Genomic DNA, 25,886 nt, shown 5'->3' with positions numbered 1-25,886 from the left:
CACACTTGCTTTCCTTGCAACTCATCTCAATTGCGGATCAGTTTACTATTTTTGGAGTTTGGTTAGCGCCTATGGGATAAATCCCCTCGCCACAAAGAGGTGTTGGCACAGCTTGGCGGAATTTCAGGGTTTTATGTCCTACCTCAGGCAAAGCGGCGCTTCTAAGATACGAACCGATGCTCTGTCGCCCCGACACTCCAGAGCGAGACCACGTAAAAACAAAAGGTCTGCCCGCGTGCCCCTACCCTCCGCGATGTTCAAGAACGTCTATGACAGCCTTCGATACAGCCCAAGCCAGAGCGGGCCTCGGCCGTCGATGGGAATCAGCACCCACCCGCTGGTCAACGCGCTGGGCTGGGCGGTGGGCCTGGTGGTGGCCTGCGGGATTGTCATCATCAACTCCGAAACCCATTCCGACCTGGCGCCAACCCTGCTGTACATCACGTTGCTGTTGATGGCGTCCAACCTGTTCTCCATCAATCTGGTGATCACCGTCGCGCTGCTGTGCATGGGCTTGCTCACCGCGATGTTCTTGTATAACGGCGGCTATCACCGCTGGGAATCTACCACTGGCTTCTTCCGTTGCCTGACCGCGCTGTCCGCCATTGCGTTCCTGGCCCTGCGCAGCAAGCAGGCTTCCGACAGCCTGCGGCACAACGAGGCTTACCTGACCGGCGCCCAGCGCCTGAGCCAGACCGGCAGCCTGGGCTTTCGCGGTGATCGACAAACGTTGTCCTGGTCGGAGCAATCGGCACGGATTTTCGAGTATCCACCCAGCAAGACGCCAACGGTGTCGATGATGCTGGAGCGCATCCATCCTGAAGACCTGGAGTTGGCACGCGGAGTTTTCCAGCAGGCCGCCGCTGGCGAACCGCAGATCGAGGTCAAGCTGCGGCTGCTGATGCCTGATGGGCGCATCAAGCACATCCACATGATCGCCAGCCCCCTGCTCGTCCAGCATGGCCGTTTCCAGTATCTGGGCGCACTCATGGACGTGACTGCCAGCAAGCAGGCCGAAGAAGCGTTGTTTCGCACCCAGAGCCAACTGGCCCACGTCACTCGCTTGACCTCCCTGGGGGAAATGGCCGCGTCCATTGCCCACGAGGTCAATCAGCCACTGACAGCCATCACCAGCAGCGGCGAGGCCTGTCGCCGGTGGCTCAAGCGCCCGGAACCCGATCTCGGGGAAGCCTTGGATTGCCTCGACCGAATCGTCGCCAACGGCTGTCGCGCCAGCGAGATCATCAGCGGTATCAGGGCGCTGTCGCGCAAGTGCGACCCGTTGCGCCAGCCCGAGCGACTGGACGACATCGTCCGAGAGACCCTGAACCTAGTCCAGCAGCAACTGGCTCATCATAAAGTCCGGGCCAAGGTGGATCTGGCAGCGACCGACGGCCAGGTTAGCGCAGACCGGGTGCAACTGCAGCAAGTGATCATCAACCTGATCATCAATGCCTGTCACGCCATGGACGGGGTCAAGGTACATGCACGAACCCTGCATATACGCACCTGGACGGAGAGTGACGAAGTGCTGCTGGAGGTGACTGACCACGGAACCGGCATTGCCTCCGAGGTCCTGCCGTGCTTGTTCAATGCGTTTTTTACCACCAAGGAAAACGGCCTGGGCATGGGCCTGTCCATCTGCCGGTCCATCATCGACTTCCATGACGGCAGGATCTGGGCAACCAGCGAGGCCGGCCAGGGCACCTCGTTCAAGTTCGCACTGCCGCGGCTCACTGGCACCGCTCTGTCGGGGGGCGGGCAATGACCTCCATACAGTCCGCAAGCCCGATCATCGACAACGCCCCCATCGTCTATATCGTTGATGACGACGCACCGCTGTGCCAATCCCTCGGCAGCCTGCTGCGCTCCATCGGCTTGCAGGTCCATCTGTTCGGTTCGGTCGCGCAGTTCATGAACCATCCCAGGCCCGACCAGCCCAGTTGCCTGGTCCTGGATGTGCGCCTGCAAGGCACCAGCGGCCTGGATTGCCAACGGGAGCTGGCCGCAGCCAACGTTCGACTGCCGATTGTGTTCATGACCGGTCACGGTGACATCGCCATGACCGTGCGGGCGATGAAGGCCGGTGCCGTGGATTTCCTCGCCAAACCGTTCCGCGAACAAGACCTGATCGACGCCGTGACCGCCGCCCATCGCCAGGACCGCCAGCGGCGCGACGCCGAACGCGGCCATCAGCAAGTGCTTGACCGCTACGCCACATTGACGCCCCGGGAGCAGCAGGTCATGGCACTGGCGGTGTCAGGCCTGATGAACAAGCAGATCGCCGGGGAACTGGGCTTGAGTGAAATCACGGTCAAGATTCACCGTGGCCAAGCCATGCGCAAGATGTGCGCACACTCGTTTGCCGATCTGGTACGCATGGCCCAGGTGCTGGAATGGCGCCTGGCTGACACAGGCCGGTAGTCAATCGAGCATTTCGGCACTTTGGCCGAGCGTTTCGGCACAGTAACCACTCTTTGTCCAACCTAGACTCGAACTTCACTCAAGCCCCGGATGGAATCACGATGAAATTCAGATCAATCCTGCCTGCACTCACCATGGCAGTAGCATTCAGTGGATACGCTGCCGACTTCTCACTGACCAGCCGGGATATTGCTGACAACCGTCCGCTGACCAGTCGCGAAGTGTTCCAGGGCTTCGGTTGCGAAGGTGGCAACACGTCTCCTGAGCTTTCCTGGACAAACGCCCCCGTGGGGACTAAAAGCTACGCGATCACGGTCTATGATCCCGATGCGCCGACGGGTAGCGGTTGGTGGCATTGGACGGTGGTCAACCTACCCGCTTCTACCCATAGCTTGCCAAGTGGAGTGGGAGCGAACCTGCCTGCCGGTGCCGTACAAGGGCGAACCGATTATGGCCAGCCAGGATTTGGCGGGGCTTGCCCACCTGTAGGGGATAAGCCCCATCGCTATCAATTCACCGTATGGGCATTGAAAGTCGATAAGCTACCCCTCGACGGTGAGGCCAGTGGCGCCTTGGTTGGATACATGCTCAATGCCAACGTCCTGGCCAAAGCGACGATCACTTCAACTTACGGACGTTAAAAACGATGCGCGCTTGTGACGGCATACAGCACCGGGAAAACATTATCGATGCGTGTGTCATACAGGCTCGACAGCCCCTTAGCTTGTCAAGGGTACCGGTGTTCGCGACCACCCTGTGTCGAGTGCGACAGGGGGAGAAACTGTTGCAATGGGATGATCGGGAGATGCGCGCGGGGCCGCAACATCTGATTCTGATGCCGGCCGGACGCGAGCTTGGTATCTCAAACTTCCCCGGCCCTCACGGTCACTACATCGCCGATGCGGTCACCTTTCCGCTCTCGACACTGCGTAACTTCAGCAGCCGATATAGCCAACAGATCATGAGCCGTCGCGGTGCACTGAAGACCGATCTGTGCGTCCCTCTGGACAGGCACACAACCCAGGCATGGAATCAGCTGTTGGCCTCCATCAATGCGAACGCCCCGGACGCATTACGCACGCTCTATGGGGAAGCGGTTCTTCTGAGCCTGTGCCTTGGTGGCCAGATCGGACCTTTGCTGATGGGGCGCAACGATCCCATTTGCGAACGTGTGCAGCAGATGGTGATGGGCAGCCCGGAGAGAGACTGGACGGTTGCGAGCGTTGCCCAGCAACTTAACCTGGGTGAGTCGACATTGCGCCGCCAACTGGCGAATGAGGGGGACAGTTTCAGGAGCATCCTGGAAGGCGTTCGACTGGCGACGGCGTTGCAACGGTTGCAAACAACGTCTCGTCCCATCGGTGAAATTGCCGGAGCCTGCGGTTACGCCTCGGCTTCACGATTTGCGGTGCGCTTTCGCTCACGCTATGGCCTGTCGCCACGTGAATTGCGGGCAACGATTTAAGCATTCCGGTGAGATTCCCTCCCTGTTGTTGCCCCGCGATGCGGTGGAAAGTTCATACACACGTATACTTGGCGGGGCCATTGGACAGCGTATCTTGCAGTGACACGGGCGCCTTTATGGCTACCTGATATCAAACTCCAGGTATCGACATGTCCAGCGCTGCAATCATTTCAATCATTGATGACGATGAGTCAGTACGAATTGCATTGGATGGTTTGTTACGTTCCCACGGATATCGGGTTAAAACATACGCCAGCGCCTTGGATTTTTTATCTTCCTGCGAACTTGAAAACACTGCGTGCCTGATATCGGATATTCAAATGCCTGGCATGACGGGCATTCAGATGTACGATCGATTATCGACCCTGGGCATTCATCCCCCGATCATCTTCATCACCGGATACCCTGGCATGCCCCCCCGTGTCAGCGCCGGTATGCCCGAGCCGGTGGCGTTTTTCCCGAAACCCTTCGACTGCGCCGAATTGATCGCCTGCATCGAAGCGGTACTGGCCCGGCCTGCTTGACTGCAGCGCGCCCTCATACCTTCGTATAGATCCCCCCTTACCCAGGCATAGGCGCGATGACCTTATGTAGAAGTGTTAAACACAGGTCCTGCCAATAAGCTTCCCCTACAGCGAACCGAAACTGAATGTGCTCGATGGCAACTCATTGCAGCCAGGCGCTTTTTGGGTGCCTCGCGACACGGTCACGCTGAAACAGTTAAACCATTCAACGTATCGATTTTTGTCTTCGGGAGCTCATCATGAAACAACGTATTCTGGTTGTCGGCGCAGGTTTCGGTGGGGTCTGGAGCGCGTTGAGCGCGGCCCGACTGCTGGACCGACACGATCGTCATGACGTGGAGATCAGCGTCCTGGCCCCCCAGGCTGAGCTGCGCATTCGTCCTCGTTTCTACGAGCCGGACGTCCACACCATGGCGGCACCGCTGGGCAGTCTGTTCGACGCGGTGGGCGTGAAATTCGTACAAGGCTCGGCGAGCAGTATCGATGTCAACAACAAACGAGTGGGCTATGTGGATGTGTTCGGTACCCAGGGCACCCTGGGCTATGACCGACTGGTGCTCGCGGCGGGCAGCCAGTTGGTTCGCCCCGACCTGGAGGGCATGATCGAGCATGCCTTCGACGTTGATGAAATCGAACAGGCCACCCGTCTCGAAGCCCATATCAAGTCGCTGAAAACTCTGCCGGACAGCCCGGCCCGCAACACCGTGGTGGTGGCCGGTGGCGGCTTTACCGGGATCGAAACCGCCACCGAAATGCCCGCACGCCTGCGCGCGGTCCTCGGCGAGGACGCGGACATCCGGGTCATCGTGGTGGATCGCGGGCCGCAGATTGGCGCAGCGTTGGGCGATGGCATACGTCCATCCATTGTCGAGGCGTCCGAGCACCTGGGTATCGAGTGGATCCTCAACGCTTCGGTCGAATCGGTGGATGCCGGTGGCGTCACCCTGTCGAGCGGCCAACGCATCGAGTCCCATACCGTGATCTGGACCGTGGGGTTCCGCGCCAGTCCGTTGACCCAACAGGTACCCGCTACCCGCGATCGCCAGGGTCGTCTGCATGTCGATGCCAACCTGAAAGTCCTGGGCCAGAACGACATATTCGCCAGCGGCGACGTGGCCTACGCCGCCACCGACACGCTGGGCAACTATGCGGCGATGTCCTGCCAGCACGCCATCGCCCTGGGCCGCTATGCCGGCAACAACGTCGCGGCCGACTTGCTGGGCGTCGCGCCGATGGCCTACAGCCAACCCAAGTATGTGACCTGCCTGGACCTGGGGGCCTGGGGCGCAGTGTATACCGAAGGCTGGGATCGCCAGCTCAAGTTGGTCGGGCAGGAAGCCAAGGACCTCAAGACCCAGATCAACACGGTGTGGATCTACCCGCCCGTGGCTGATCGCGCAACCGCCCTGGCCGCCGCCGATCCGTTGATCCCGGTAGCCTGAAACCCGTTCTCCCTCCCGGCCAGTCCTCCTTTCTTTGCCGGTCTTTCCCAGACGCCTGCCAACGATCCTTGGGCAGGCGTTTTTTTCCGGTACTCGTCACCAAGCCAGCCTGAATATCGTCACTGCCCAGCAAAATCCGCATCAATGCCCGCCCATCGCCCTCCGTGCACAAGGTAAGGTAGGCAGAAATCATCCGGATCGAGGTGTGCCGTGGCGTCCTATTCCTTGCGTCAGTTGAAGTACTTCGTCACCACCGTCGAATGTGGCAGCGTCGCCGAAGCCTCTCGCAAGCTGTACATCGCCCAGCCGTCGATCGCCTCCGCCATCAAGGGCTTGGAAGACAGTTTCGGTGTGCAATTGCTCATTCGTCATCACGCCCAGGGCGTATCGCTGACGCCCGGCGGCGCGCGCTTCTATCGCAAGGCCCAGGAGCTGCTGCGCATGGCCCGGGAGTTCGAGCAGAATGCGCTGGCCGATAACGATGTGGTCAGCGGGCAGATCGACATCGGCTGCTTCGAAACCGTCGCCCCACTCTACCTGCCAAGGCTGATCGCGGGCTTTCGCCAGCGCTTCCCGGGGGTGGAAATCCGCGTGCAGGATGGTGAGCAACAGGAGCTGGTGCAAGGCCTGACCGGGGGGCGTTTCGACCTGGCGATTTTTTATGAACACGACCTCGACAGTACCATCGAGACCGAAGCACTGACGGCGCCGCAACGCCCCTACGCGTTGTTGCCGGTGGGGCATCGCTTCGCCGACCAGGCCCAGGTGTCGCTGCGCGACCTGGCCCTCGAACCGATGATCCTGCTGGATGTGCAGCCCAGTCGCACTTATTTCGTGAGCATCTTCGAGGAGCTGGGCCTGACGCCCAACATTGTCTTCAGCTCGCCATCCATCGAGATGGTGCGGGGCATGGTCGGCCAGTCCTTTGGTTTTGCCGTGCTGGTGACCCGCCCGCACTCCACCTGCACCTACGATGGGCAACACCTGGTGTGCGTCGACATCGCCGAGAACGTGACCGGTTCGGCACTGGTGGCAGGCTGGCTCAAGCGCGCGCACCTCACCAAGCCGGCCCAGTTGTTTGTCGACTACTGCAAGGAACAGTTCAGGCAATGGCTGCCGAGCCAAGAAATATGAAGCGCAACACGGCTTTTGTGGCGAGGGGATTTATCCCCGCTGGGGTGCGCAGCGCCCCCAAAACCTGACATCCAAGATATCAGGTGATATGGAGTTGGCTGCATTGGGGCTGCTGCGCAGCCCAGCGGGGATAAATCCCCTCGCCACAGGTGTTATGTCTAGCGAGCCGCCCAGGCGTTGAAACGTTGTTCCAGTTCCTCGCCATGGTCGACCCAGAATTCCGCGTCCACGGCTTGGGCCTCAGCCAGGTTGGCCTCGGCGGTGGGCAACTGTTCCTGTACCGCCGTCGGCAACAGCGCCAGCGTCTTGCGGTGCACCGGCCCATAAGGGATGTTTTCCGAAAATACCTTCTGGGTCTGCGGCTGGCTGGCAAAGGCAATGAACTGCTCGGCCAGGGCCTTGTTCGGCGTGCCCTTGACCACGGCCCAGTACTCCGGGTCGTAGAGGCTCTGCGGCCAGACGATGCTCAGCTTCATGCCTTCCTTCTGCGCCGACGCGATGCGGCCGTTGTAGGCCGCACTCATCGCCACGTCCCCCGCCACCAACCACTGGGCCGGTTGCGCGCCGGCTTCCCACCATTGGATGTTCGGCTTGATCTGGTCGAGCTTGGCGAATGCCCGGGACACGCCTTCCGGGGTGTTCAGCACCTTGTACACGTCCTGCGCCTTGACCCCGTCGGCCAGCAAGGCGATTTCCAAGGTGTATTTGGCGCCCTTGCGCAGGCCGCGTTTGCCCGGGTACTCGGCAACGTTCCAGAAATCCGCCCAGGACTTGGGCGCCTTGGCGAGCTTGCTCTGGTCATAGGCCAGGACCATCGACCAGACGTAGGTGGCGACCCCACATTCATTGAGCGCTCCTGGCACATAGTTCGCCGGGTCGCCCAGGCGTCCCAGGTCGAGCTTCTCGAACAGCCCCTCCTCACAACCACGCAACAGCTCGGGGCTCTCCACTTCGACGACGTCCCAGCTGGTGTGGCCGGCTGCGACCATGGCCTTGATCTTCGACAGTTCACCGTTGTATTCGCCAGCCACGACGTTTCCCGCGCCGCTGGCGTTGAAAGGTTGGAAGTAGGCCTTGTCCTGGGCCTGTTTGGTGGCGCCGCCGAAGGAAATCACGGTCAGGCTCTGTGGCGCGGCCAGGACACTGGTACTCAGCAACGCCAGGGCACACGCAATATTGCAACGCAAGGATCTGGACATGGAGCGGTTCCTCGAAAATACCGACTCGCCCGCACGAGCCGGTGACGGGACTCAAAAGTGACCGTAAATACGGGCGGCAGGGTCTACAGCAAAGGCTCTTGTCGGCCTGTTCATAGGTGTCGCCTGGCTGACCGCGAGGAATTTCCCTCCATTGAAATCGTCCTCCTCAGGCACCTTGCGGTCAGCAATCATTGGGTTCACAGAGATAGCTCGCCAGGCGATCCATCAAGCGGTCGCAGGCGGCCATTTGTTCAACGCTCACGTATTCGTCGGGCTTGTGCCCCTGGTCCATGCTGCCGGGGCCACAGACCACCGTCGGCACCCCGGCCTGATGGAACAGGCCGCCTTCGGTGCCAAAGGCGACGGTGCCGAACGCGTCGCTGCCGCATAGCTGCGCAACCAGCCGGGCGGCCGCGCTGTCAGGCGAAGTGGCCAGGCCCGGGTAGGCCGACAACGGTTCGAAGCGGATAGCGGTATCCGCCGCCACCGCCTGCATGGCCGGCAGCAGGGTCTGCTCGGCATAGCCTTGCAATTGCTCGACCACCACGAGGGGATCGAAATCCGGCAAGGCGCGCACCTCGAAATCGAAGCGACAGTCCGCCGGGACGATGTTCAGCGCCGTGCCGCCGCGGACCACCCCGACCTGCACTGTGGAAAACGCCGGGTCGAAGCGCGGGTCGTGCCGCGAGGGTTCGGCCAGTTGCGCGCCGATCTCGCCCAACCGCCCGATCAGGCGCGCCGCCTGTTCGATGGCGTTGACCCCGTAAGGGGCATAGGCCGAATGACAAGCCGCCCCTCGGACATGGCAACGCATCGCCAGCTTGCCTTTGTGCCCCAGCACCGGTCGGAGTTGGGTGGGTTCGCCAATCAGGCACAGGGCCGGTTGCGCAATCCGCCGAACCAATACCTCCAACAAGCTGTGAACACCCAGGCAACCCACCTCTTCGTCATAGGAAAATGCCAGGTGCACCGGTCGCCGAAGCGGGCTGGCCAAGAACACCGGCACCGCCGCGAGCACCGAGGCCAGGTAACCCTTCATGTCCGCCGTGCCGCGCCCGAACCATTTCCCATCCATCTCGGTCAGGCAGAACGGATCGACCGTCCAGGCCTGCCCGTCCACCGGCACCACATCGGTATGCCCGGACAACACCACGCCACCGGGCACCGCCGGGCCAATGCTCGCCAGCAGGTTGGCCTTGGTTCGCTCAGCGTTGTAGATCAGCTCGCTGTTCACGCCCAGCCCTTGCAAGTAGTCGCGAACGAACTCGATCAAGGCCAGGTTCGAATCGCGGCTGACCGTGGCAAAGCTCACCAGCTCGACAAGCAGCGCGCGACTGCGCGGCTCACTCATCACCCGGCACTCCATAACTCGGCGCTTGGGTCGGGTTGAGCGCACGGGTCAGGTAATCCTGCAGTTGCGGCTGATAGGCGAGCCAGAGTTTCTGCAGCTCGCCGATGGGATTTTCCTCGGCCCAATCCACCCGCAGATCGACGATGGGCCAGGTCAGGTCATCGACCACCGACAGCGCCGCCGAATGCACCGCTCCGGCCTCCCCGCCCGCCGCCTGCCCGGCCTGCAACGCGCTCATCAAGCGTGACGCAAGACAACCACCGCCCTGCTCGAAGGCTGTGACCATGGCCTCGATCACCCCAGCGCTGGCCAACAGATTGCCAGCCGCCACGCATTGCTTACCGGCCACGGCGTTGTGGGTGCCCAGGGTATGCTCGCCGCTGAAAATCGCCGTGCGGCCCTCGGCATCGATCACCGCCACTTGCCGGTATTGGCTGTAGCCGTTGCGCGCCAGGGTCCGCTCCAGCGCCGCTTGCGCGGCCAGCCCGTCGGCCAGTTCATCGAGCACCTGCGGGCCCAGGGCCGGCAGGGTAATGTTCTGGCTCGACACCGCGCCGACGCCCGCGCGCAACCAGGGGCAACGGGCGCCGACGGCAATGCTCGAGGAACTGATGGCGATGCCCAACTGGCCGGTTTCGGCGCAGCGTCCGACGATGGAAAAGGTCATGTTCCGTTCCTTATTCAGGGATCACCGCGATCACGTCGATTTCCATCAGCCACTGCGGCTGGCCCAGGGCACTGACTACCAAGCCGGTGGAGATCGGAAACACGCCCTTGAGCCACTTGCCGACCTCCTGGTACACCGGCTCGCGATAGCGCGGGTCGATCAGGTACGTCGTGGTCTTGACGATGTGGCTCAGGTCGCTGCCGGCCTCTTCCAGCAATTGCTTGACGTTGCGCATGGCCTGCTCGGCCTGGGCGCGTGGATCGCCCAGCCCCACCAGTTGACCGTTGAAGTCGGTGCCGACCTGGCCGCGCACGTAGACGGTGTTGCCGGCGCGCACGGCCTGACACAGATCGTTGTCCAGCGTCTGGTTCGGGTAGGTGTCCTTGGTATTGAACATGCGAATACGCGTGTGAGTAGGCATCAACGAACTCCCGTGAGACTGGTTTTCGAACGCTGTGAATCGCTGTCGAGTGCCGACGCCTGGCGCTGGGCAGCATCTTGATAGGCGAGATAAATGCGTTGCTTCACGATGTGGTCGGCAATATGCCGGGCGTCATGCCAGACGCCCCAGATGAACGCCGAGCCCCGTCGCGACAGCCAGGGCAAGCCGACGAAATACAGGCCTGGTTCAGTGGAAACGCCACGCTGATGCCGAGGTTTGCCATTGGCGCCGAGGGCGTCGACCTTCAGCCAGCTGTAGTCAACCGAGTAGCCGGTGGCCCAGATGACACTGGTCACGCTGGCGGCGACCAGGTCCAGTTCCAGGATCGGCTGGGTCAGGCATTGCGGATCAGGCAGCCGGTGACGAGCTTCAGGTTCTAGCGGCAGGTCCAGGCCGTTGCGGGCGATGTAGGCGTCGGCGGCATCCAACAGCGCCAGGTAGTTTTCGTCGCCGCGGGCGATGTTTTCGGCCAGATTCGGTTCAAAGGTCACCACGCTGCCATTGAACGATTTCGTCAGTCCCACGAGGGTGATGCCCTCGTGGGCCAGCCGGCGAAAATCCACGGTATGGCCACCACGGGCACCGCTCACCGCGATAGTGACGTGCTCCTTGCCCGGCTGGACCGCCTCCGCGTCCCACTCGCCCAGCACGCCCAGCCACCAGCAGAAGTCGCGGTTGCGATAGGCCCGGGGCGGACGATCGTGGGCGCCCACCGAGAGATAGACCTGTTTGCCGGCGCGCCGCAGTTCATCGGCGATCTGCACCCCCGACGACCCGGCGCCCACCACCAACACAGCCCCTTCGGGCAATTGCCGGGGATTGCGGTACTGGGCCGAGTGAAGCTGGGTGACCGTCGCCATGTCCGGCGCAATCGGTGGAATCACCGGTCGCTGGAAGGGCCCGGTGGCGACGACGACATGGATCGCCTCGATCAAGCCTTCAGAGGTTTCAACGGTGAACCCCGGACGGCCGACATTGCGCTCGACTTTCCTGACCTCCACGCCGGTACGGATCGGTGCGTTGAACTTGTTGGCATAGGTTTCGAAATAATCGGCCACCTGGTCCTTTGTCGCGAAGTCATCAGGACCGAGTCCCTCGAATTCCAACCCCGGAAAACGGTCATGCCAGGCCGGGCCATTGGCGACCAGTGAATCCCAACGTGATGTGCGCCAAGCCTCGGCAATGCGGCTTCGCTCCACCACGAGATGCGGCACGCCTTGCCGGCTCAAGTGCTCACTCATGGCGATGCCGGCTTGGCCGGCGCCTATGACGAGCGTGTCGATGCGTAGGGTTTCAACGGGCATGTCTGTGCACTTCCGGCAGTAGGTTTGGTTCAGGCCGGCATAGCGCCGCCTCGGGTTTCTATCTTTTGTGGTGCTGCGCTTGCAGCTATCGAGATCAGATGTCGAGGCGATTGTGTTGGCGGGGGAAGATTTGCGAAACGAGGGTTTTTATCGTTGCTGGGAAGGAAAAAAATGGGCTACTGCCCGGGCGTGATACCCAAAGGAACAAGGCGAGTCTTGTTTGCAGCTGAGACATGCGGAACCGGTGGCGAGGGAGCATGCTCCCGCTGGGCTGCGCAACGGCCCTAAACCTATCACCAAGGTCTGTCAGGCGGACTGCGTCCAGCTTTTAGGCTGCTGCGCAGCCAGCGGGAGCAAGCTCCCTCGCCACGGTATTGAGGTGCGGCACAACGGGCTTATCCCGCCACGACACCGGCCTGGATGGCTCACTCACTGCATCCGCGCCGGAAACGCCTTGAGCTCAAGCTTCTCCACCACCAACCCGATGAAAGCCGAAACCGCCAGCGGCAACTGCCGCCGGCTCGGATAGAGCACATTCAGACCGAAGCCGACGCGTTGGTATTGTGGCAGGACACGCACCAGCCTTCCGGCTTCCAGGTCGAGGCTGCTCAGCGCCCCCGGCAACACGGCGATGCCAAGGCCGGCGACGGTCGCCCTGCGCAACGCCTGGGCGGTGTTGGCGTGGAATCGGCTGGCGATCTGCACCTGTTCCTCGATGCCGTCCGGGCCAACGAATCGCCAATGGGTCATGCCGCCGGGATGAGCGAAACTCACGCCGTCGTGGTGAGCCAGATCCTGCAACGAAAGCGGTGCGCCGCGCGCGGCAATGTACGCGGGGCTGGCGACCATGCCGTCACCGTCGTTCTTGAGCAGTTGGCGACCGACATACCCCGAGTCCTGCAAGGGGCCGCCGCGAAAGGCAACGTCGATACGGTCGGCAATCAGATCGACCCGGGCGTCGCTGAGCACGAAATCAAGTTGCACTCGCGGATGCGCGGCTAAAAAGTCGGCCACCCATTGCATCGGGAAGAAATCGAAAAAATCCGCCATCGCCGCGATGCGCACCAGGCCGCTGGGTTCCTCGCTGCCCATCATCAGTTCCTGTCCGGCATCCATCAGGCCGTCCACAGCATCCACGCAGCGCTCATAAAACCCCTGGCCCGCATGAGTCAGGGTGAGTTTGCGGGTCGAGCGCTGCAGAAGTCGCGATTCAAGCTGGGCCTCCAACTGCTGAACCCGTCGGCTGACGGTATTGGAAGGCATGCCCAAGCGTCTAGCGGCTTCGGCGAAGCTGCCGCTGCGGACCACCTGAACGAACAGCGCAACATCGTTGAGATCGAGCATGGCACTGACATTCCTTCGCTTTATGGATGAGTTCAATCCGATTGTATCGGCTAATCAATCTATTGGCAGGCACTTATCCTTCTCGCATCGAAGCCCAACGCCCAAGACTTGGAGGCCCCCCATGAACAGCATCGTCGCAGCACCGCCCCGCGCCATCGTCCATCGCACCTCCGGCAACAGCCACGGGCCGATCACCCGGCTCATGAGCCCCGGTGACCTGGGCCAGCTCTGCAAGCCATTCGTGTTTCTCGATCACTTCGCCTTCAACGCCGATGCCATGCAAAGAGGTTTCGGCATGCACCCGCATTCCGGTATCGCGACGCTGACCTACATGATCGGAGGTCAGGTGGCCTACGAAGACACCACTGGGCAATCGGGTGTACTGCCCAGCGGTGGCATGGAGTGGATGCAAGCCGGTAACGGCGTATGGCACGACGCGCGGCCAGTCGGCAGCTCGTCGATCCACGGTTTCCAGCTTTGGGTCGCACTGCCGGCCACTGAAGAAAACGCTCCGGCCCACAGCGTCTACCTGGCACCCGCCGATATCCCCCAGGAAGGTCCGGTGCGGGTGCTGCTCGGCCAATATGGCGCGGCTCGCAGCAGCGTTGCAGCCCCGGCGGGCATGAACTACCTGGCCGTGCAATTGAAAGACCAGGAACGCTGGCGCTATACGCCACCGGCTGGGCACACCGTCGCTTGGCTGGCGGTCAACAGCGGAAGCCTCGAGGCTGGCGGCAACGTCAATGCCGGGGAAATGGTGGTGTTCGAAGAATCCGGCGCAGCCATCGACATCGTTGCCCGGGGCGCTACCTCCTTCGTGCTCGGCTCGGCGGTCAAGCATCCTCACGACCTGGTGATGGGTTATTACTCCGTGCACACCAGCGAGGCAGCCCTGGAAAAAGGCGAGCAAGAAATCCAGCGCATCGGCGCCCTTTTGCAACAAGAGGGCCGGCTGGCCTAGCCGCCCCTCGACTCAATCCTATCTGTTCTCTTTTGAGGTGAATCATGAGCAACGTCGGTCTCGATCTTCTGCTGTCCCGCGCCCAGGTCGGCAAGCTGTCCCTGAAAAACCGCATGATCATGGCCCCCATGACCCGCAGTCGCGCAGGTACCGGTGACGCCGCCACGCCCCTGATGGCCGAGTACTACAGCCAACGCGCCAGCGCCGGCCTGATCATCAGCGAAGGTTCCCAGGTCTCGGCCCAGGGCAAGGGTTACCTGAGAACGCCAGGGATCTTTACCCCTGAGCAAATCACCGGCTGGAAACAGGTGACCGACGCAGTTCATGCCGAGGGCGGACAGATCTTTCTGCAGCTCTGGCACGTAGGCCGTCTTTCTCATCCGCTGGTGCAGGTCAACGGCGCCCAACCCGTAGCCCCCTCGGCAATCAAGGCCGATGGCGAGATCTACACCGCCGAAGGTCTCAAGCCCTATGAACTACCACGGGCCCTGGAGCTCGATGAAATCCCCGGTGTGGTCGCCGACTTCCGCCAGGCCGCGGCCAACGCGAAGCTGGCCGGCTTCGACGGCGTGGAGATCCATGGCGCCAACGGCTACCTGATCGACCAATTCTTGCGTGATGGCACCAACCAACGGACCGATGCCTACGGCGGCTCGATCGAGAACCGTGCCCGTTTCCTCAAGGAGGTGGTCGAGTCGGTGATCGAAGTCTTTGGCGCCAGCCGTGTCGGTGTGCGCCTGTCGCCGATCTTCAGTTACTTCTCGATGAGCGACAGCAACCCGCAAGCGACCTTCGACTACACCGCCAGAATGCTCAGCCGCTACGGCCTGGCTTACCTGCACATCGTGGAATTGGGCGAAGGCCCGTTCGACTTCCTGGAACTCAAGCGTCGCTTCGGCGGGACGTACATTGCCAATGGCGGCTACAGCGCCGAACGCGCGGCCACTGCCATCAGCCGTGGAGAAGCAGACCTGGTGGCATTCGGCACGCCGTTTCTGGCCAACCCCGACCTGGTGGAACGGTTCAAGCGGGGCCAGGCGCTGAACGCCCCTGACGCATCGACGTTCTACCAGGGCGACGAGCGGGGCTATACGGACTATCCGACCCTGACAGAGGCTCAAGCAGGCCAAGAGGCTTAATACCCAATAGCCTTCCGTGCGGTCCATGAATCGATTGTCCAACCCGACGGACCCCGACATCGACGTCGGCGTGGAAGGCGTGCATCCACCAGCATATGGACATGCATCAGGGCGAGATCGACTGGGACCTGTTCTTCAGTGAACTGGCCAAGACCGGCTTCGACGGCATCGTCACCGCGTGCGTGTTCGGCTGGGAAGAGCGGGCGGATGAATCCGGGCGCTTCATGCGCAAGGAAATCCAGTCCTACGTCGACAAATACTTCAAGTAAGCGTGTCCATCACTCCAGCAACTGGACCAGCCGCGGCTCGATCGCGCCAGCGCTCACCTCGACCAACGCCAGCGTCACCGGCAGCGTAAACCGCCGCCGGCCGGCGCTGCCAGGGTTCAGGTACAGCCGGTTGCCACGCCATTCGATGCCCGGCTTGTGGGAATGGCCGCTGATCACCCAGTTCACGCCCGGGTCGAGCGAGTCCTGTACATCGGCAATGTCGTGAACCAGCAAGACCTGCCACCCGCACAGGTCGAATTGCAGGCGGTCAGCAAGCGGCCCGGCCCAATCGGCCCCCAGGTCGTTATTGCCGCGCACCACGTGCAATGGCGCAATCGACGCCAATTGATCCAGGATCTCGGGGTTGCCGATGTCACCGGCATGGATGATACGCTCACACCCTTGCAATGCTGCCAGCGCTTGCGGGCGGAGCAGACCATGGGTGTCGGAAATGACGCCAACTTTCATGAAACCTCTCTCCCCAATCGTGTGTCGCCGGTTGTACCTGCCTCGTCGTAGCAAGCTAACGTGCTGAAATCGAATAAGATAGGCTGCGCATCAATAGTGTGCAGACCCGTCGTAAAAGGAAATGTTGATGCTCGGACGCAAACGGCCAGAGCCAAAGATTGAAAACACTGATGAGGTCTTTTCTCCCCAGAGCGCCCAGGCCGGAGCGGCGTTGCGGCTCACCGTGAGCTTCATGCTGGTGGTGGTTGTGGCCTTCCTGGCTGTCGAAGGTTGGCGGACCTGGCGCGACTACCGCGCCGCTTTTGCATCTGCCCGGGATTCAGTGACGAACCTGGCGCGGGCGACGGCCCAGCACGCTGAAGACACCATTCGACAAGTGGATGTGGTCACCGCCGCCCTCGCCGAACGGGTGGAGGGCGATGGCCTGCAGAACATGGATATCCCACGCATCCATAAGCTATTGGTGCAGCAGGCCGCCATCATGCCGCAACTGCACGGGTTGTTTATCTATGGCCCGGACGGCCAATGGCTGGCGACGGACAAGGAGACGATCCCGGAAATGGCGAACAACGCCGACCGCGACTACTTCCAATACCACCGCACCCACAACGATCAAGGCGTGCGCATCGGTGACGTCGTTAAGAGCCGTTCCACCAATGACCTGATCATTCCCATTTCCCGCCGCCTGAACAACCCCGATGGCTCGTTTGCCGGCGTATTGCTGGGAACAGTGAAGGTGAGCTATTTCGTCGACTACTACGGCGACTTCAAGATCGATGACAAAGGCGCGCTGGTCCTGGCCAAGCGCAGCGGAACGATCCTGGTCCGACGTCCCTTCGTCGCTTCGGTGATTGGCAAGAGCCTGGTTAACAGCGTGATTTTCAGAGAACATCTACCCACCTCCAACCAAGGGGTTGCCGAAGCCAAGGCCGTCGTCGACGACACCGAGCGCCTATACGGCTACCGGGCCCTGACCACTTACCCGCTGGTGGTGGAAGCCGGCTTGTCCCGCGAATCGATCATCGCGCCCTGGCGCCGCGACCTGTTCAAGACCGGTTTGGTGCTGATTTTCCTGATCGCGATACTGGTGGGCTTCGGGCTCATCGTGTTGAGCCAACTGCGCTACCGCATGGCCATGGAGAAGCAGATTCGCAGCGCCCACCAGGCCATGCGCGACATGGCGCTGACCGACAGCCTGACCGGGCTGGGCAACCGCAGGCGGCTGGACATCGCCCTGGCCGATGAGATCCGCCTGGCCAGGCGCCAGGGTTCGTCCCTGGCCCTGATCATGCTCGACGTCGATTACTTCAAGCGTTTCAACGACAGATACGGCCATGCCGCCGGGGACGATTGCCTGCGGGCGATTGCAGCCGCGCTCAGGCAGACCATCAAGCGGCCGGGCGACCTGGCTGTCCGCTACGGCGGTGAAGAGTTCACCGTGCTGTTGCCAAACACCGACAGCGCCGGCGCCACCCAGGTCGTACAGCAAATCCTCGAAGCGGTCAGGGCCTTGAACATTGAACATGGCGACCATCCCTTGGGCATCGTGACCATCAGCGCGGGCGTCACCACCTGCCAGCCGAGCGGCGAGGACGTCACCCCGGCCATGCTGATCAGGGCCGCGGACGCCTTCCTTTACCTGGCCAAGAACACCGGGCGCAACCGCTGGTGCAGCGCCGGCTCGACGCCTGGGTGACCCCAGCAGGAGCGCCGCGTATCGGTCAAGTTCGTGCAAACCCAAGTCCACAGGTGCCTGCAAGGCGCCTGGCGGCTACAATGCTCGCTTCGACCGTGACCAGCCTGACTAAAAACAAATGTCCTTGCCCAAACATCATCTGGAATTGCTCAGCCCCGCCCGCGACGTGACCATCGCCCGCGAGGCCATCCTGCATGGCGCCGACGCCGTGTACATCGGTGGCCCGAGTTTCGGCGCACGTCACAACGCCTGCAACGAAGTGGGCGATATTGCCCGGCTGGTGGAGTTCGCCCATCGCTACCACGCCCGAGTGTTCACGACCATCAACACCATCCTGCACGACAATGAGCTGGAGCCCGCCCGCCAACTGATCCACCAGTTGTACGATGCCGGTGTCGATGCGCTGATCGTCCAGGACCTGGGGGTGATGGAGCTGGATATTCCACCCATCGAGCTGCACGCCAGCACCCAGACCGACATCCGTACCCTGGCCCGAGCGAAGTTCCTCGACCAGGCTGGTTTCTCGCAACTGGTCTTGGCCCGTGAGCTGAACCTGCAGGAAATCCGCGCCATCGCCGACGAGACCGAGGCGGCCATCGAGTTCTTCATCCACGGCGCGCTGTGCGTGGCGTTTTCCGGCCAGTGCAATATCTCCCACGCCCAGAACGGCCGCAGCGCCAACCGTGGCGACTGCTCCCAGGCCTGCCGCCTGCCCTATACCCTCAAGGACGACCAGGGCCGGGTGGTCGCCTACGAAAAACACCTGCTGTCGATGAAAGACAACAACCAGAGCGCCAACATCCGTGCCCTGGTCGAAGCCGGCGTGCGTTCATTCAAGATCGAAGGGCGCTACAAGGACATGGGTTATGTGAAGAACATCACCGCCTATTACCGCCAGCGCCTGGACGATGTCCTCGAAGACCGTCCGGACCTGGCCCGCGCGTCCAGCGGCCGCACCGCGCACTTCTTCGTCCCCGACCCGGACAAGACCTTCCACCGTGGCAGCACCGACTATTTCGTCAGCGAACGCAAGATCGACATCGGCGCCTTCGATTCGCCGACCTTTACGGGCGTGCCGGTGGGCGTGGTGGAAAAAGTCGGCAAACGTGACCTGCACGTGGTGACCTTCGATCCGCTGTCCAACGGCGACGGCCTCAATGTGCTGGTCAAGCGCGAAGTCGTCGGTTTCCGCGCCAACATCGCCGAGCCCAAGGGTGAGTTCGAAGAGGACGGCCAGAAGCGTTACCGCTACCGTGTCGAACCCAACGAGATGCCGGCCGGCATGTACCAGTTGCGCCCCAACCACCCGTTGAGCCGCAACCTGGACCACAACTGGCAGCAAGCGTTGCTCAAGACCTCCTCCGAACGCCGCGTCGGCCTGGCCTGGGTTGCGCGCCTGCGCGAAGAGCGCCTGGAACTGACCGCCACCAGCGAAGAAGGCATCAGCGCCAGCGTCGCCCTGGACGGACCGTTCGGCCAGGCCAACAAGCCGGAACAGGCCCTGGAGCAATTGCACGACCTGCTCGGCCAACTGGGCACCACCGAATACCACGCCACCGCGATCGAGCTGGATGCGCCCCAGGCGTTCTTCGTCCCCAACTCGCAGCTCAAGGCCTTGCGCCGCGAAGCCATCGAGGCCCTGACCGACGCCCGCATCAAAGCCCACCCACGCGGTGGCCGCAAGGCCGAGACCAACCCGCCGCCGGTGTACCCGGAATCGCACCTGTCGTTCCTGGCCAACGTCTACAACCAGAAGGCCCGGGACTTCTATCATCGTCACGGCGTCAAGCTGATCGACGCGGCGTTCGAGGCCCACGAGGAAACGGGAGAAGTGCCGGTGATGATCACCAAGCACTGCCTGCGCTTCTCGTTCAACCTCTGCCCCAAGCAGGCCAAGGGGGTCACTGGCGTGCGCACCAAGGTGGCGCCGATGCAGCTGATACACGGTGATGAAGTGCTGACGCTGAAGTTCGATTGCAAACCCTGCGAAATGCATGTGGTCGGCAAGATCAAGGGACACATCCTCGACCTGCCATTGCCTGGCAGCACGGCGCAGCCCGTGGTCGGCCACATCAGCCCTGAAGACCTGCTCAAGACGATCCCCCGCGCACCGCATTAAGCAATACGCACCTATGGCAGCGAGCTTGCTCGCGATAGCGGCGGGCCTGCTTGCATTGAGGCTGAATGTATCGCCGCCTTCGCGAGCAAGCTCGCTGCCACATGGGTTTTCGGGTGTTTGATGGCCCTGCGCCATTTTTCATTTCTGCGCCGTTTTTGCTTCGCTGTGCGACAGATTTTCCTGCAGGACTCCCCCACCCTTTCCTCCCGGTGTTAGGTTGCAAGCGTTTGTGTCATCAAATCAGACACTTGTCTCCTACCGCCTGCAAAGGAATGCCCAGCAATGGACTTCTCGCTCAAACATCTGGCAGTGACCACCCTGCTGCTGTCCAGCCTCGCTTCAATCACCACACCAGCACTCGCCAACATCACCGCCCAACAGGGCGCAGCCATCGTCAAAACCTTCTCCAACACCTCTGTCACCGATTTCAGGCAGTTCCTGGCCGACGTGGCCAAGAGCGACCTGGGCAAAACCGCCAACCTCGGCCCGGCCATCAGCGCGTTCCAAGGCAACAAAACCCTTTCAGTTGAACAGCAGAATGAAATCCATCGCCTGTTAGGTCTCTATGCCCGAGTGAAATACGGCCAAGCGGCCACCGAGACGCTGAAGGAACTGGTCGCCATCCCGACTTTTCGCAAGGACGACGTCGCCCAGCACGAGAACCCGGAATTTCTCAAGATCGCCGACAAGATCAAAAGCCTGGCCGAAGCGTTCAACCTCAACTTCCGCAATATCGATAACCGCGTCTATGAGATTTCCCTCGAAGGCGGCGGTGACGAAGTCGTCGGCATTCACGCCCATGCCGACGTGGTGCCGGTAACGCCGGAAAACTGGGTGTTGAAAGATGGCACCCGCCTCGACCCGTTCAAGGTCACCCTGGTGGGCGACCGCATGTATGGCCGCGGTACCGAGGACGACAAGAACGGCATCGTGGTCGCGCTCTATGCCATGAAAGTCATCAAGGAAGAGAAACTGCCGCTGGCGCGCAACTTCAAGCTGCTGGTCGACACCACCGAGGAAACCACTGGCGACGCCATCCCCTATTACTTCGAACGCAACCCGACGCCCAACTACAACCTGGCGCTGGATGGCGGCTACCCCGTAGTGATCGCCGAAAAAGGCTATGGCACCGTCATGGCGAACTTCACCCGACGCACTGCACAGGGCAAGGGTGCAGAAATTACCGCGCTGACGGGCGGCCTGGCGACCAATCAGATTCCGTCGACGTCCGTTGCCACCTTCGCCAGCGACAAGCCCGCCGAACTGGCCAGCAGCCTGCTCAAGGCCGGTACCGACTATACCAAGCGCAATGGCGGTCACTTCGAGGTGGCCAGCCAGGTTGTCGGCAAGGACGTCCAACTGACCTTCACTGGCGTGTCCGCCCACTCCTCCGAACCCGAGTCAGGCGTCAACCCGGTGGCCAGAATGCTGGACTTCATCAATAGCCTGGACGGCAAGGTCGCGCTCAAACGCAACCACATCACCGACGCCGCCCGCTATGTCGCCGACAACTGGGGCCTGGACTACCTGGGCAGCAAACTGGGAATTGGTTTTTCCGATGCTTTCATGGGCCCGCTGACCGCGTCCCTGACCTACGTCGGCATGGACGAGAAGACCTTCAAGGTGGCGGTCAACCTGCGTGTGCCAGTGGGCAAGACCACAGCAGCCCTCAAGACTGAAATCGCCGACAAACTGGCCGCCTGGAGCAAGAAGTCCCACGTCGCGGTGGCCTTCGACTATTCCATTGACGAGCCGATGTACCGCAACCCCGAGGGGGAATGGGTCAAGGCACTGCTGGCCGTGGCAAGTGAAAACCTGGGCATGGAACACAAATACGGCACCTCTGCCGGCGCCACTTCGGTTCATGACTTGCCCAATGGCGTGCAATTCGGCCTGGCCATGCCCGACGTCAAGTACACCGGTCACAACGACAACGAGTTCAAGACGGTCGAGCAGTTCCTGTTGGACTTGCAGATCGTGACCGAGATGATGGGGCGGATCGGGCAGTTGCCGAAGTTGTAGATACCCCTGCTTGGCAAAGCCATCGAGGTTTGCCGGGTTCTAAATGTGGCGAGGGGATTTATCCCCGCTGGACTGCGCAGCAGTCCCAAGATTTTGCGGTTGCTGCGCAACCGAGCGGGGATAAATCCCCTCACCACAGGTGCCCCTCACCACAGGTTTATTTCATTGCTTCGGGTGAGTGGCGCTTGGATCGATGACCTTGGCGGTGATATCGACCAGCTCCAACCCCCAATCCCCGTGCAGGTACCAATCCTCCCCTATCATCTCAGCCGGATGCATTGTTCGATCGGCACCGTTGCCGCAGGCCAGCGCACTGGTCGGACAGTAGCGATCACACCCCCAGCAAATGCGCTCGGGATGTTTGGGACTGATGGGAAAGGGCTTTGCCATGACGACCCCGTATAACGGATGGGTGTACCCGCACCCTACCGCGTCGGGGCGCCGTGCCCCTTGATCGCGATCAAGAACAACCGCGCAGGAACGAGTCGTCACTCGTTGTTGGAAAATTCGCGCTGAAAATTGACAAGAATCATTATTATTCGCAGCAAAGCTTCCTAGACTCGGCGCCATCATTTAGCCAACCAGGAAGTCATCATGCGCACACTTGCAACTCTGCCTCTGGCCCTGCTGTTTCTCGCACCGCTGGCCCAGGCCAAGGAATACCCCATCGGCGAACCGCAACTGTGCCCGGGACTGGAGGTCGGTGCGGTGTATTTGCAGCCGATTGAAATGGCCCCGGCCGGGATGATGCGCGCCACTGCCGATTCCGACGTGCACCTGGAGGCCGACATCCGCGCCACGGCGGACAATAAGCAGGGCTTCCAGGAAGGCAGTTTCGTGCCCTACCTCAATGTGTCGTTCCAACTGAAGAAACAAGGCAACGGCACCGAGCTCAAGGGTGACTTCCACGCCATGGTCGCCAACGACGGGCCACACTACGGCGACAACGTCAAGCTGCTCGGCCCGGGCAAATATCAACTGACGTTCACCCTCCTGCCGCCTGGCGGCCATGGCTCCCTCGGTCGTCATACCGACAAGGAAACCGGCGTGGCGCCATGGTTCGAACGTTGCGAACTGCATTACGAATTCGTCTACGCCGGGATCGGTAAAAAAGGCGGGTACTGAGCATGTGCCGCTCATCTTGCCCACGGCACGTCGCGACTCATCGACGCCTGGCCTGGTTGACGCTGGCCGGTTTGCTGCTGCCCTCGATCGCCCATGCCGAACTGCCGACCTACGAGCTGAGCATACGCGACGGGCATTTCACGCCGTCGCAACTGGAAGTACCGGCCGGGCAACGCTTCAAGATCGTGCTCAAGAACATCGGCCAAGGCCCGGCGGAGTTCGAAAGCACGCCTTTGCGCGTCGAGAAAGTGCTCTCGCCCGGTGTCACGACCTTCGTGGTCATCCACCCACTGCGCCCGGGGCACTATCCGTTTTTCGACGAATTCAATCCGCAACTGCCCGAGAGCGGGATTCTCGCTCAGTAGTTGGTCAGCAGGAGGCATTTGCATGACTCAATCGATGTTCATTGTCTGGCGTGAAAGCGTCGAGGCATTGTTGGTGATCGGGATTCTCCAGGCCTGGGTCAGCCGGCAACACCAGGCCAGCCAGCTGTTGTGCTATGTATGGACCGGCGCGGCGCTGGGCCTGTTGCTTTCGGGCGTGCTGGCCGGCCTGATCCTGCTGGCCGGCGAGGCCATGAGCGGGACGGCCAATGAATGGTTCCAAGCGTCGCTGGCACTGGTCGCCAGCTTGCTGATCGTGCAGATGGTCGGCTGGATGCATCGAAACGCAAGGACGCTCAGGCATGACCTGACACGCCACGCCGACCAGCGCCTGAGCCGCCAGGGCGGCCTGGGCCTGTTGATGCTGGCGCTGCTGGCGGTCAGCCGCGAAGGCAGTGAAACCGTGGTGTTCCTGTATGGCGCCGGTGCGCGCCTGCAAGGGCCGCAACTGGGCTTGTTCGCTGTGGGCGCGCTGGCCGGGCTAGTGCTGTCGCTGTTGACCGTCTCCTTGCTACACAGCAGCCGCCGGTTCATCTCATGGCCGCGTTTCTTTGCCATCAGCGAAGCGATCCTGCTGCTGTTGGGGGCGGCGTTGCTGGTCAGCGGTATCGAGCGGGTCGGCGGGCAACTGCTCGCGATGGATTGGCCCGAGGCGGTGTATCGCGCCATTGGCGACGCGCTGTGGGACAGCAGCGCGATACTCGATGACGGCCATGGTTTCGGCGGGTTCCTGGCGGACCTCACCGGGTATCGGGCCAGCCCGAGTGCGATGACGCTGCTGGTGTGGCTGGGCTATTGGGGCGTCGTCGTGGGCTGGCTGCGGCAACGCAAGGCGGAAAACCTGCCATGCCCGACCTGAACCCCTGGCTCCAACGCCTGGGCGACGGCATGCGGCGCCACGGTGCAACCATTCGTGCCGTGCAATGGGTGGTGGTGCTGTTCTACGCGGTGCTGCTGGTGGTGCCGGCCCTGCTGCCATTGCCCAGCGGCCAGGCACGCCTGTTCGACAATCTCACGCTGCTGGCGCAGTTTCTGTTCTGGGGCCTGTGGTGGCCGTTCGTGTTGCTGTCGATCGTGTTGTTCGGGCGGCTCTGGTGTGGCGTGCTGTGCCCGGAAGGCGCCTTGAGCGAATGGGCCAGCCAGTACGGCAAGGGCTTAGGGGTCCCGCGCGGCTTGCGCTGGGCTGGCTGGCCGACCTTGGCGTTCTGCCTGACGACCCTCTACGGTCAACTGATCAGCGTCTACGACTATGCCCAGGCGGCGTTGCTGATCCTGGGCGGCTCGACCGTCGCTGCGGTGATCGTCGGCCTGTTGTTCGCCCGGGGCAAGCGGGTGTGGTGCCGTTACCTGTGCCCGGTCAGCGGCGTCTTTTCCCTGCTCGCTCGCTTGGCGCCGGTGCACTTTCAGGTGGACGAACAACGCTGGCTGGAAAACCCCGCACCGCGCCGCCCTCCTCCCAACTGCGCGCCCTTGCTGGACATCCGCCGCATGCGCGGCGCCGCCGATTGCCACGCCTGTGGACGCTGCAGCGGCCAGCGCGATGCGGTGCGCCTGATTGCCCGCTCCAGCAGTGAGGAAATCCTGCACTCGACGGCTAGCACCCTCTCGCCCTGGGATGTTCGCTTGTTGTTGTTCGGTGTCATCGGCCTGGCCATGGGCGCCTTCCAGTGGACTGTCAGCCCATGGTTCATCGACCTCAAGCAAAGCCTGGCCCAATGGCTGGTCGGTCATGATTGGCTCTGGGCACTCCAGGACAATGCGCCCTGGTGGCTGTTGACGCACTATCCGCAACTCAATGACAGTTTCAGTTGGCTCGATGGTTTTTGCATCGTTGCGTACCTGGGCATGAATGCGCTACTGGTAGGCACTTCGCTGATGCTGCTGATGCGCCTGGCGGCACGCCTCTCGGGTGACAGCACACAATATCCGCCCTTAGCCATCACCCTGACGCCCCTTGGCGGTGCAGGGTTGTTCCTTGGCTTGTCGGCCACCACGGTCAAACTGCTGCGCTATGAAGGTCTATTGCTGGAATGGGTACAACCGGCTCGGGCCGTATTGCTGATAGCGGCGATAGCCTGGAGTTTATGGCTGGGCTGCAAACGCCTGCAGCAGGCGCAGACTCCACCGATCCAACGATGGCCTGCCATGGCCTGCCTGGTCTTGGCCAGCAGTCTGGTGAGTTATGGCTGGTGGCTACAGTTCTGGGGATGGTGATGTGTTCACAACACCTAGATTCGATACAAAACCCTGTGGGAGCGAGCTCGCTCGCGATGAGGCCAGGCACGCCCGACATGCATGTGACTGACCACCGTCATCGCGAGCAAGCTCCCACAGGGGATTGGCGGCTCGATCGTTCCCACGCTCCTGCGTGGGAATGCCGCCAGGGACGCTCCGCGTTCCGCTTCTGG

25 protein-coding genes are annotated in these 25,886 nt (G+C 61.8%); 17 read left to right on the top strand and 8 right to left on the bottom strand.

The annotated features are described in order from the left end of the window. The first annotated feature begins 316 nt into the window (after window positions 1-316). The 7 genes from BT116_RS14480 (at window position 317) to BT116_RS14450 (ending at window position 6,989) form a co-directional block, all read left to right on the top strand. Window positions 317-1,768, top strand: coding sequence for a sensor histidine kinase (locus tag BT116_RS14480; RefSeq protein ID WP_072344898.1), 1,452 nt, complete (start codon window positions 317-319; stop codon window positions 1,766-1,768). Beyond that, complete coding sequence (locus tag BT116_RS14475; protein WP_072344895.1) at window positions 1,765-2,424, top strand: response regulator transcription factor; 660 nt, start codon at window positions 1,765-1,767, stop codon at window positions 2,422-2,424. Before BT116_RS14480 ends, BT116_RS14475 begins: the two co-directional genes overlap by 4 nt. 101 nt (window positions 2,425-2,525) lie before the next feature. Continuing rightward, on the top strand, window positions 2,526-3,065 hold the full coding sequence (locus BT116_RS14470) for a kinase inhibitor (RefSeq protein WP_072344891.1): 540 nt from the start codon (window positions 2,526-2,528) through the stop codon (window positions 3,063-3,065). Between the two features lie 5 nt (window positions 3,066-3,070). Next, complete coding sequence (locus BT116_RS14465) at window positions 3,071-3,889, top strand: helix-turn-helix transcriptional regulator (protein WP_072344888.1); 819 nt, start codon at window positions 3,071-3,073, stop codon at window positions 3,887-3,889. Window positions 3,890-4,038: 149 nt separating this feature from the next. Further along, complete coding sequence (locus BT116_RS14460; protein ID WP_072344885.1) at window positions 4,039-4,413, top strand: response regulator transcription factor; 375 nt, start codon at window positions 4,039-4,041, stop codon at window positions 4,411-4,413. A 239-nt stretch (window positions 4,414-4,652) separates the two neighbouring features. Further along, window positions 4,653-5,855 carry an NAD(P)/FAD-dependent oxidoreductase gene (locus BT116_RS14455; RefSeq protein WP_072344882.1) on the top strand — a complete coding sequence of 401 codons (1,203 nt, stop codon included), beginning with the start codon at window positions 4,653-4,655 and terminating at the stop codon, window positions 5,853-5,855. A gap of 210 nt (window positions 5,856-6,065) precedes the next feature. After that, a complete protein-coding gene (locus BT116_RS14450; RefSeq protein WP_072344879.1) occupies window positions 6,066-6,989 on the top strand; it encodes a LysR family transcriptional regulator in 924 nt (307 codons plus the stop codon). 158 nt (window positions 6,990-7,147) lie between these two features. Here the strand turns inward: BT116_RS14450 and BT116_RS14445 are convergent, their stop codons facing one another. From BT116_RS14445 to BT116_RS14420, 6 genes are all read right to left on the bottom strand, one after another. Continuing rightward, a complete protein-coding gene (locus BT116_RS14445; RefSeq protein WP_072344876.1) occupies window positions 7,148-8,188 on the bottom strand; it encodes an ABC transporter substrate-binding protein in 1,041 nt (346 codons plus the stop codon). 181 nt (window positions 8,189-8,369) lie between these two features. After that, a complete protein-coding gene (gene argE, locus BT116_RS14440; protein ID WP_072344873.1) occupies window positions 8,370-9,539 on the bottom strand; it encodes an acetylornithine deacetylase in 1,170 nt (389 codons plus the stop codon). After that, on the bottom strand, window positions 9,532-10,206 hold the full coding sequence (locus tag BT116_RS14435; protein ID WP_072344870.1) for a DUF1028 domain-containing protein: 675 nt from the start codon (window positions 10,204-10,206) through the stop codon (window positions 9,532-9,534). The genes argE and BT116_RS14435 overlap by 8 nt, the downstream gene beginning before the upstream one ends. A gap of 10 nt (window positions 10,207-10,216) precedes the next feature. After that, a complete protein-coding gene (locus tag BT116_RS14430; protein ID WP_003201555.1) occupies window positions 10,217-10,627 on the bottom strand; it encodes a RidA family protein in 411 nt (136 codons plus the stop codon). Further along, window positions 10,627-11,952 carry a flavin-containing monooxygenase gene (locus BT116_RS14425; protein ID WP_072344867.1) on the bottom strand — a complete coding sequence of 442 codons (1,326 nt, stop codon included), beginning with the start codon at window positions 11,950-11,952 and terminating at the stop codon, window positions 10,627-10,629. Before BT116_RS14425 ends, BT116_RS14430 begins: the two co-directional genes overlap by 1 nt. Before the next feature lie 429 nt (window positions 11,953-12,381). Then, window positions 12,382-13,296, bottom strand: a complete 915-nt coding sequence (locus BT116_RS14420) for a LysR family transcriptional regulator (RefSeq protein ID WP_072344864.1) — start codon at window positions 13,294-13,296, stop codon at window positions 12,382-12,384. 121 nt (window positions 13,297-13,417) lie between these two features. Here BT116_RS14420 and BT116_RS14415 point away from each other — a divergent pair, with 121 nt between their 5' ends. Genes BT116_RS14415 through BT116_RS14405 form a run of 3 tightly spaced genes read left to right on the top strand, consistent with a single transcriptional unit; the run spans window position 13,418 to window position 15,665 of the window. Beyond that, window positions 13,418-14,257 (top strand): pirin family protein, encoded by an 840-nt coding sequence (locus BT116_RS14415; protein ID WP_072344861.1) that lies wholly within the window; start codon window positions 13,418-13,420, stop codon window positions 14,255-14,257. A gap of 44 nt (window positions 14,258-14,301) precedes the next feature. Beyond that, the gene (locus BT116_RS14410) at window positions 14,302-15,396 is read left to right on the top strand and encodes an alkene reductase (protein WP_072344858.1); all 1,095 of its coding nucleotides are present in this window, start codon (window positions 14,302-14,304) and stop codon (window positions 15,394-15,396) included. Between the two features lie 29 nt (window positions 15,397-15,425). Next, window positions 15,426-15,665 carry a TIM barrel protein gene (locus tag BT116_RS14405; RefSeq protein WP_371914173.1) on the top strand — a complete coding sequence of 80 codons (240 nt, stop codon included), beginning with the start codon at window positions 15,426-15,428 and terminating at the stop codon, window positions 15,663-15,665. Between the two features lie 9 nt (window positions 15,666-15,674). Here BT116_RS14405 and BT116_RS14400 read toward each other — a convergent pair whose 3' ends face one another. Continuing rightward, window positions 15,675-16,133 carry a metallophosphoesterase family protein gene (locus tag BT116_RS14400; RefSeq protein ID WP_072344853.1) on the bottom strand — a complete coding sequence of 153 codons (459 nt, stop codon included), beginning with the start codon at window positions 16,131-16,133 and terminating at the stop codon, window positions 15,675-15,677. Window positions 16,134-16,260: 127 nt separating this feature from the next. Here BT116_RS14400 and BT116_RS14395 point away from each other — a divergent pair, with 127 nt between their 5' ends. The 3 genes from BT116_RS14395 (at window position 16,261) to BT116_RS14380 (ending at window position 21,970) form a co-directional block, all read left to right on the top strand. Next, window positions 16,261-17,829: a sensor domain-containing diguanylate cyclase gene (locus tag BT116_RS14395; protein ID WP_072344850.1), complete on the top strand. Its 1,569-nt coding sequence runs from the start codon at window positions 16,261-16,263 to the stop codon at window positions 17,827-17,829. A 118-nt stretch (window positions 17,830-17,947) separates the two neighbouring features. Next, window positions 17,948-19,948, top strand: coding sequence for a peptidase U32 family protein (locus BT116_RS14390; protein WP_072344848.1), 2,001 nt, complete (start codon window positions 17,948-17,950; stop codon window positions 19,946-19,948). A gap of 282 nt (window positions 19,949-20,230) precedes the next feature. Beyond that, window positions 20,231-21,970 (top strand): dipeptidase, encoded by a 1,740-nt coding sequence (locus BT116_RS14380; RefSeq protein ID WP_072344841.1) that lies wholly within the window; start codon window positions 20,231-20,233, stop codon window positions 21,968-21,970. 162 nt (window positions 21,971-22,132) lie between these two features. On the opposite strand, the gene BT116_RS14375 is transcribed toward BT116_RS14380, so the two are convergent. After that, window positions 22,133-22,360, bottom strand: coding sequence for a DUF3079 domain-containing protein (locus tag BT116_RS14375; protein WP_072344838.1), 228 nt, complete (start codon window positions 22,358-22,360; stop codon window positions 22,133-22,135). 204 nt (window positions 22,361-22,564) lie between these two features. Here BT116_RS14375 and BT116_RS14370 point away from each other — a divergent pair, with 204 nt between their 5' ends. From BT116_RS14370 to BT116_RS14355, 4 genes are read left to right on the top strand one after another with little or no spacing between them, the layout of a single operon-like run. Continuing rightward, window positions 22,565-23,095 carry an iron transporter gene (locus BT116_RS14370; protein ID WP_072344835.1) on the top strand — a complete coding sequence of 177 codons (531 nt, stop codon included), beginning with the start codon at window positions 22,565-22,567 and terminating at the stop codon, window positions 23,093-23,095. 2 nt (window positions 23,096-23,097) lie between these two features. Continuing rightward, window positions 23,098-23,460: a cupredoxin domain-containing protein gene (locus BT116_RS14365; RefSeq protein WP_072344832.1), complete on the top strand. Its 363-nt coding sequence runs from the start codon at window positions 23,098-23,100 to the stop codon at window positions 23,458-23,460. A 22-nt stretch (window positions 23,461-23,482) separates the two neighbouring features. Beyond that, window positions 23,483-24,337 carry an FTR1 family iron permease gene (locus BT116_RS14360; RefSeq protein ID WP_072344829.1) on the top strand — a complete coding sequence of 285 codons (855 nt, stop codon included), beginning with the start codon at window positions 23,483-23,485 and terminating at the stop codon, window positions 24,335-24,337. Beyond that, a complete protein-coding gene (locus tag BT116_RS14355; protein WP_072344826.1) occupies window positions 24,325-25,692 on the top strand; it encodes a 4Fe-4S binding protein in 1,368 nt (455 codons plus the stop codon). The genes BT116_RS14360 and BT116_RS14355 overlap by 13 nt, the downstream gene beginning before the upstream one ends. Window positions 25,693-25,886: the final 194 nt, after the last annotated feature.

The sequence above is a fragment of the Pseudomonas sp. NFACC16-2 genome (assembly GCF_900119205.1).
GTDB classification, from domain to species: domain Bacteria; phylum Pseudomonadota; class Gammaproteobacteria; order Pseudomonadales; family Pseudomonadaceae; genus Aquipseudomonas; species Aquipseudomonas fluorescens_Q.
The sequence above is the reverse complement of the archived record's forward strand: the minus strand, read 5'-3'. Positions and strand labels throughout refer to the sequence as shown.